9 protein-coding genes are annotated in these 6,703 nt (G+C 32.8%); 2 read left to right on the forward strand and 7 right to left on the reverse strand.

Annotation, left to right across the window (positions count from 1 at the left end):
* The first annotated feature begins 81 nt into the window (after positions 1-81).
* Positions 82-990: a cation diffusion facilitator family transporter gene (locus CLLU_RS05320; protein ID WP_106008535.1), complete on the forward strand. Its 909-nt coding sequence runs from the start codon at positions 82-84 to the stop codon at positions 988-990.
* Positions 991-1,029: 39 nt separating this feature from the next.
* Here the strand turns inward: CLLU_RS05320 and CLLU_RS05325 are convergent, their stop codons facing one another.
* The 6 genes from CLLU_RS05325 to cobC form a co-directional block, all read right to left on the reverse strand.
* Entirely contained in the window at positions 1,030-1,224 is a 195-nt protein-coding gene (locus tag CLLU_RS05325) for a DUF1858 domain-containing protein (RefSeq protein ID WP_106008536.1), read from the reverse strand.
* 77 nt (positions 1,225-1,301) lie between these two features.
* Positions 1,302-1,496, reverse strand: coding sequence for a DUF1858 domain-containing protein (locus CLLU_RS05330; RefSeq protein WP_106008537.1), 195 nt, complete (start codon positions 1,494-1,496; stop codon positions 1,302-1,304).
* 137 nt (positions 1,497-1,633) lie between these two features.
* On the reverse strand, positions 1,634-2,647 hold the full coding sequence (locus CLLU_RS05335; RefSeq protein WP_242977487.1) for an FAD:protein FMN transferase: 1,014 nt from the start codon (positions 2,645-2,647) through the stop codon (positions 1,634-1,636).
* Positions 2,648-2,768: 121 nt separating this feature from the next.
* Positions 2,769-3,317, reverse strand: coding sequence for a bifunctional adenosylcobinamide kinase/adenosylcobinamide-phosphate guanylyltransferase (gene cobU / locus CLLU_RS05340; RefSeq protein ID WP_106008539.1), 549 nt, complete (start codon positions 3,315-3,317; stop codon positions 2,769-2,771).
* 37 nt (positions 3,318-3,354) lie between these two features.
* On the reverse strand, positions 3,355-4,113 hold the full coding sequence (cobS, locus tag CLLU_RS05345; protein ID WP_106008540.1) for an adenosylcobinamide-GDP ribazoletransferase: 759 nt from the start codon (positions 4,111-4,113) through the stop codon (positions 3,355-3,357).
* A gap of 39 nt (positions 4,114-4,152) precedes the next feature.
* Entirely contained in the window at positions 4,153-4,752 is a 600-nt protein-coding gene (gene cobC / locus CLLU_RS05350; RefSeq protein WP_106008541.1) for an alpha-ribazole phosphatase, read from the reverse strand.
* 185 nt (positions 4,753-4,937) lie between these two features.
* Between cobC and perR the strand changes: the two genes are divergently transcribed.
* A complete protein-coding gene (gene perR, locus CLLU_RS05355) occupies positions 4,938-5,360 on the forward strand; it encodes a transcriptional regulator PerR (RefSeq protein ID WP_106008542.1) in 423 nt (140 codons plus the stop codon).
* Between the two features lie 54 nt (positions 5,361-5,414).
* On the opposite strand, the gene CLLU_RS05360 is transcribed toward perR, so the two are convergent.
* On the reverse strand, positions 5,415-6,650 hold the full coding sequence (locus CLLU_RS05360) for an ABC transporter substrate-binding protein (RefSeq protein WP_242977485.1): 1,236 nt from the start codon (positions 6,648-6,650) through the stop codon (positions 5,415-5,417).
* Between the last annotated feature and the right edge of the window lie 53 nt (positions 6,651-6,703).

A 6,703-nucleotide genomic window follows, 5' to 3' on the forward strand; every position in this document is an offset into this window, starting at 1 on the left:
TTATTTAATATTTTAGCCTATCATAAGAGATATAATTATTTATCATTTGATAATTATTGAATTTTAGGAGATGTTTCAAAAATGGATGAAAGAGTAAAAACTGCCAGACTTTCTATAATTTCCAACAGCAGTTTAACAATCATGAAATTACTGGTTGGGATATTCACCGGTTCAGTGAGTATCCTATCTGAAGCTATACATTCAACAATGGATTTAATTGCCTCCACAATAACATTTTTTTCTGTCAGAATATCATCCAAGCCTGCGGATAAAGAGCATCCCTATGGCCATGGAAAATTTGAAGATGTATCTGGAGTTCTAGAGGCAGTGCTGATTTTCATAGCTTCTATATTTATAATAATAGAAGCTTCAAAAAGATTAATCAGTGGAAAAGAACTGGGTTCCTCTGTCTTGGGATTTTCAATTATGTTTTTGTCGGCATTTATAAATTTTTTTATATCCAGAAAATTGTACAAGGTAGCGGAAAAAAATGATTCTATGGCTTTAAGGGCAGATGCCCTTCATCTCAGAACCGATGTCTATTCCTCTCTGGGAGTTGCTCTGGGATTATTTTTGATATGGATTACCAATCTTCATTTTTTGGATCCCCTGGTAGCTATATTCATAGCTGTTTTTATTTTAAAAGAAGCTCTTAATCTTTTAAAGACAGCTTTTGAGCCACTTGTGGATGTAAAATTATCCGATAGTGAAATTTCAATCATAACCAGCACTATATCCAAATATAGTTCTGGATACTGCGGTTTTCATAAATTGAGGACAAGAAAATCTGGAGACAAAAGATACGTGGATCTTCATCTTGTATTTCCCGGAAACATGCACATGAAAAATGCCCATGACATATGTGACAATATAGAAAATGAAATGAACAAATCTCTTGAAAATACAGAAGTGATGATTCATCTGGAATCCTGTGACAACAATTGTTCAAACTGCGGACTTTCAAACAAGTCAAAATGCAGAAATAGATAGGAATATAAAAAATTCCTATCTATTTAAAAACAATTATCTCTATTCTACTTCATTTAATGCTTTAATCAAGTTTTTTACATTTACTCCATGTACCATGGCTGCTTCTTCCACCGTTTCAGCCAATGATGCAGGACAACCTATGCATCCCATTCCAAAATCCATAAGTATTTCAGCATAAGATGGGTTTACCTTCAATACGTCGCCTATAGTCATATCCTTACTAATCTTAGCCATAAATTAACCTCTCCTTACATTTTTTTGAATTATATAGTCCATATCTCTGCAGTAATTTTAATAAAAATAAAATTGAATTACGACAGTGCGTTTAACGCTCTTAAAAGATTGTCGATATTCATTCCATGTACTGCAGCCGCTTCTTCCAAAGTTTCACCTTGAGATGCACCACAACCTACGCATCCCATTCCAAATGTCATAAGTGTTTCAGCATGCTTTGGATTTAATCTTATTATTTCGCCTATGGTCATATCCTTGGTTATTTTAGACATATTCAATCCCTCACTTTACACCTTATTCACATGCTGAATCAGCATGCCTATATATATTATTATCCTAATATAAAATAATTTTAATACTAAAATCATTTTACATCAAGCTTTATACATATAAAATATTTACAAAAAACTTATTTAATATCATGAAGCAGCTTGAATTCTGAATCAGTGATTTGAAAATCATTTTTCAATCCTTCTGTAACATAAATCTCTTTATTTTTAGTAATAAATATAGCATTTAATCCAGGTATATTTTTTACATATTCCGCACCTTTATTCAGCCCAAGATAAAATATATTCTTTGTCATGGCGTCTGCATCTATAGAAATATCCGTGACCAAAGTTACACTGGCCAAATCACTGTCCATAGGATATCCGGTAAAGGGGTTCAATATATGATGGTATCTTTTACCATCTTTTTCAAAATATCTTTCATATATGCCTGATGTGACAACTGTCTTATTGGTCACACCTACAGTTCCAACTGAACTCCCTCTAGCTTTGAAAGGATTCTGTATTCCTATGTTCCATGGCTTCCCATCCAAATTTCCATTTATAGTGAGAATATTCCCGCCCAGATTCACAATAGCATGCTTAACTCCGTTATTTTTCAGTATTTTTACCGCCTCATCCGCCGAGTACCCTTTTGCAATGCCTCCCAGATCCAAAGACATTCCAGATCTCGCGAGCATTACCTTTTTATCTTTTTCATCCAGTATAATATCCTTATAATTAATCAGCGATTTCTTCTCATCAATTTCCTGCTGGGAGGGAACTCTGGCACGATCTGTACCTATCCCCCAGAGTTTTACCAGCGGACCAATAGTTATATCAAAAACACCACCTGATTTACCGGAATAATACTTTCCCTTTTTGATCACGTAAAAGGTATCATCTGATACCTTTACAAAATCCTTACCTGAAGCATCCGCCACCTTATCCACTTCTGTTCCAGATTTGTTAACACTCATTTTGTTTTCAATTTCTTTAATTCTGGAGAAAGCTTTGTCTATAGCTGTTTCGGACTCACTGTCATATACAGTAATTGTGCAAATGGTTCCCAGCATATACTCTGTTTTTGATATAGGTTCCGAATCATCACTTATATTCATACATGAAGATAGTAAAACCATACACATTGTCATAATTATAATTAAAAAGATAGCTGTGTTTTTTTCCCTGCACTTCATTTCACTTAACTCCTTTTGGTGAAAATCTGGATTTTGATATCATATTAAATTAATATGTATAGGTTGTCAACAAATACTACTTCAATTTTAATGAAAGACCGCATACTACCAGATAAACTTCATCACTCGACTGAGCTATAAATTGATTTGCTCTTCCTAAAATATCCACAAATATCCTGCCCAGCTTATACTCCGGTATTACACTCAATCCAACCTCATTAGTAACAATTAAGATATTCTTATCACCTGAATTTACCGAGGAAATTATATGTTCTATCTCCTTCATGATGCTGTCCTCCAGTATTTTTATTTCATCAGCGGTAATATTATCAATATCAATTTTTTTTTCAAAAATCATATTCGTTATCATAGTACCTATGCATTCCAGCATTACATACTGACATGTAGCATTTTTTATTACATCGCCCAATCCTCTGTATCCTTCATAAGTCTTCCAATTAGGATTTCTTCTGGATTTATGTTTTTTTATTCTATTTTTCATCTCATCGTCTGTAGCTACAGCCGTAGCTATATAGAGGACTTCTTCTTTATCTTTTAAAAGCTTTTCAGCAAAAGTACTTTTCCCGCTTCTGCTGCCTCCTGTTATCAAAACTATTTTACCCATACTCCAAACCTCCAAACATATATCATAAATTATCAATTCAATGCATAATCAGGACAGCTGCTATGAGCATTGTAATTATTTCAACCATCTCATTATCTGCCCCAAATAAATCCCCTGTAAGCCCTCCTATTTTTTTATTACAATACATATTAAATGCAGATGCTGTTATAAAGGCAGCCAGCATAACTATAGCCATGTATACAACATTCATGTTAGCTATGAAAAATAAAATAACTGCAGTTACACAGACAGTGATGAACATCTGAAGCTTTCCTATATTGCCTATGAACAGATTTCCCGAGCCCGTACTCTTAGCCGTTTTGCCTATAAAAGCTATAAAAACTATTGAAAATCTCCCTACAACAGGTGCTGCTACTATTGCAAGTGAAAATTTAGGTAATATAAAACAAAGAAGACTGTATTTCAAAAGTAAATCCATTACTACGGTAACACAAGCATAACTTCCTATTCTGCTGTCCTTCATTATCTCTATTATTCTATCATTGCCCTTAAACGCAAAAAAACCATCACACATGTCTCCCAATCCATCCACATGCAGTGCACCAGTCAGTATTATCCCAAACAGCATTGCAATGACTACAGAAACATTCACCGGCAACACAAATACAGCCAATTTATATATGGCCCATTGTATTCCTCCCACTATAAGCCCTATGACGGGCATGAAAATAGATGCTTTTCTAAAATTTTCTTTTCCGCAAGGTAAACTTTTGTTTACTGGAATCCTGGTTAAAAATTGAATCATCAACAAAAAATTATTAAAAAATTCCCCCAAATAAATCCCTCCTAAGAATTTTAAATTTACACTTATCCGTTAAATGTCAACATGGGTTATGCTGTCTATATACAAATTGTTGTATTCATATTTTATCAGAGTTACATCACCATTTTTTGATGCAAATTTCCAGAAAAAATCCAGGTTGCCATTCAATATATAGCAGTATACAGATCTTACAACCCCTCCATGGGTAACTATGAGGATATTTTCCCTATCCAATTTCAAAATGTCATCCATAAATCCATGTATTCTTGAATAAAATTGTATATAACTCTCTCCACCGGGAGGTGACTGATTCTTCCAGTCACTGCACCATACTTCCCATTCCTTTGGATATAACTTTTTTATATCCCTGTAATTTTTACCCTCAAAGCTGCCAAAATCCATTTCATTTATTCTCTTGTCTACATTGAGTTTAACTCTTTGTGAATGATCCTGCAAAATTATACGGGCAGTTTCAGTAGTCCTCTTCCTTTCACTTACATAGACCTCATCGAATTTTATAGGGCTCAAAAAAGCAGCCGCTTTTCTAGCCTGACTTAAACCCTTTTCATTTAAATACACATCCATTTTTCCATAATAATACCCTTTATTATTTTCATTAGTTTGTCCATGTCTTACAAAATAAATATTCATACTATATTATTCCTTTACTCAATTAATGTTTTTATTATATATCATTAAAATGAAATATACAAATCAAAATGAGTACTCCATGCAGATTATTATCCATATAGCAGAACAATTACTATAAAATTACTTTTGACAAGTAATAATTTTTATTATATAATATAACTGATTATATGATAAGGATGGTGTCTATGGATAACTTAGCTAGTATTTTCAGAAATAAAAAATTAAAACTTACCCCACAACGTATTGCAGTATATAAATATCTACAGTCTACTAAAGAACATCCATCAGCCGAAACAATATACAAGACCCTGCAGGCAGATTATCCCACTATGAGTTTAGCAACCGTATACAAGGCTCTAAAAACCCTGGTTGAAGTCAACCTGATACAGGAAATCAATGTTGGAGAAGGTAATTTCAGATATGATGGAAACGTTGAACCACACTCTCATATTCAATGTTTAAATTGCGGAAAAGTGGATGACATAGAGGGAATTTGTTTCAAAGATTTAAACGATAAAGTTAAAGATTTTGTGAACTATAAAGTGATAAGCAATCAGGTCTACTTTTATGGAATATGTGAAGACTGTCAAAAAAATTTAACAGACTAAATAAAATGATGACAGCTGTCAATAATCTATAACAGCTGTCAATTTTTCTCCATGTCAATAGGATTCTTCAACTATTTCATTCCACTCATTCCCCGTATATTTTCCTGAAAATATATCATCTATTTTGTCAGATATATTATACCTGAAATTTTTAGGCAAATTATATATAAGGGCTATGTTATCTTCCGTAACATATTTTAAATGGTTAATCACACTTTTGTTTATGTTCCCTTTAGGCACATTGGCCTTTTTATTTCCTGTTGTAAAACCTTCTTTATACAATTTTTTTTGAGTACCATCACTCAGTACAAATTTTACAAATTCATCGGTCTCATCTGCATTTTTGCTGCTTGTAGGTATACTCATTATGGCATCTGCCATAACCGGAATCTTCAGATTGCTGGATCCTGGACTATGGTATTCCAGACATTTTATTTTTGAATTTTTAAGATCATTTACATAATAGGACGCTGCTATTACAACAGGTATACTATTTCTGTCAAATTTTTCAATAGTACTTTCACTGCCCATCTCAAAAGTATTCTTATTTATATACCCATTTTTGATCATATCATTAAATCTGCTGAAGCAGCCCTGTATTTCTCCCAGTGATTTGTAAGCTGAAGGACCACTGTCATATATGCCTTCCAGTTTTCTCATTGGAACTAGATTATTGGATAAAATAGAAAACAAAGCTGTATTTATATCAATATCTTCGTTTATAACTACAGGGACTCTCTTCTGCAGAGAATTGAGAGATTTTAAGCTGTCCAGAAATTCATCCATGGAACCGGGAGTTTTAAGGTTCAATCTAGCAAAAGCTTCCTCATTACATAATATCTCCATAGTATAGGGACACAGAGCAATACCGTAATATCTGTCATTAAATCTTCCATAGGATTTTGATACACTGTAATACCTATCACTTATGTTATTTTCCCTATAAATATTTCTTATATCCGATAGAAAACCTTTCCTAGCCAGGGTGAGCATATCTGTTCTGGAAGTAAATATAACATCCATATTGCTATTGTCATTTATGTCTTTATCTATATTTTCCCCTATAGCATTATTTACATCTAATTCAACCTTTGGATTCTCTCTCTTATATTCATCTATCATATATTTTATTGCATTTAAAGATTTATTATCTTTTACTCCTATATATATATTTATTTTTTTATTGTCATCAACTTGGTTATTACTGCCGCAGGACAATAAGTTAACTACTAATATTAAAGATAAAATACACATTATTATTTTATTCTTATAAAGCATAAATTTTCTCATCTCACTTCCAATATAAGCACCTGAAAAAATCACTTACGCTTATTATTATATTG

It is taken from the genome of Clostridium luticellarii, from assembly GCF_002995845.1.
Taxonomy (GTDB): Bacteria; Bacillota; Clostridia; order Clostridiales; family Clostridiaceae; genus Clostridium_B; species Clostridium_B luticellarii.

Coding starts and splice junctions, on each gene's coding strand:
- CLLU_RS05320 (WP_106008535.1), top strand. CDS start 82: ATGGATGAAAGAGTAAAAACTGCCAGACTTTCTATAATTTCCAACAGC.
- CLLU_RS05325 (WP_106008536.1), bottom strand. CDS start 1,224: ATGGCTAAGATTAGTAAGGATATGACTATAGGCGACGTATTGAAGGTA.
- CLLU_RS05330 (WP_106008537.1), bottom strand. CDS start 1,496: ATGTCTAAAATAACCAAGGATATGACCATAGGCGAAATAATAAGATTA.
- CLLU_RS05335 (WP_242977487.1), bottom strand. CDS start 2,647: ATGACAATGTGTATGGTTTTACTATCTTCATGTATGAATATAAGTGAT.
- cobU (WP_106008539.1), bottom strand. CDS start 3,317: ATGGGTAAAATAGTTTTGATAACAGGAGGCAGCAGAAGCGGGAAAAGT.
- cobC (WP_106008541.1), bottom strand. CDS start 4,752: ATGAATATTTATTTTGTAAGACATGGACAAACTAATGAAAATAATAAA.
- perR (WP_106008542.1), top strand. CDS start 4,938: ATGGATAACTTAGCTAGTATTTTCAGAAATAAAAAATTAAAACTTACC.
- CLLU_RS05360 (WP_242977485.1), bottom strand. CDS start 6,650: ATGAGAAAATTTATGCTTTATAAGAATAAAATAATAATGTGTATTTTA.